The organism is Pseudoalteromonas sp. 2CM39R (assembly GCF_023161845.1).
The window spans coordinates 1-517 of the sequence record NZ_JALNTM010000067.1; the positions used below are offsets into that span (position 1 = coordinate 1).

Sequence of the window (517 nt, forward strand, 5' to 3'; positions counted from 1 at the left end):
TTGTAAGCAGTCCGCCGTGTCGGTGGATGCGCATTATAGGGAGATCCGAATTGAGATCAACTGTTTTTTGAAGTTTTTATGAAAAAAATGACTGTTCGCGCAAAATACGAACTAAACGCATAAAAACAACACTAAATCACTCGTATTATGGCTATTTAGGGAGTGTATTTTATAAATAAGCTTGTTTTTAAATTTTATAGAAGAAGATATAACTATTAAAGAACGCAAATTGATCTTTATATGTGATCTTAATTGCTAGGTGCTAGGTGCTAGGTGCTTCAAGATTGTAGGGTAATGTTTGGGGTTGATAGAGCTGTTTTATAAGTAGTGAAGTTTAGTGGTGAGTTTTAGAAAGTAAAAAGCCGAGCATAAGCTCGGCTTTTTGGTGTCTTTACGACTTACTCTGCAGACTGCGCGTCTTCTTGAACTTCTTCGTTTGTCGCTGGGCGACCAACTAGTTCAATATAAGCCATTGGTGCATTATCACCAGCACGGAAGCCACACTTAAGAATACGAG

The 517-nt window shown here is 37.9% G+C and carries 1 pseudogene; it reads right to left on the reverse strand.

From position 1 onward, the window contains the following. Positions 1-398: 398 nt before the first annotated feature. A pseudogene (locus MTF66_RS38420) lies at positions 399-517 on the reverse strand (L17 family ribosomal protein); the annotation flags it as partial.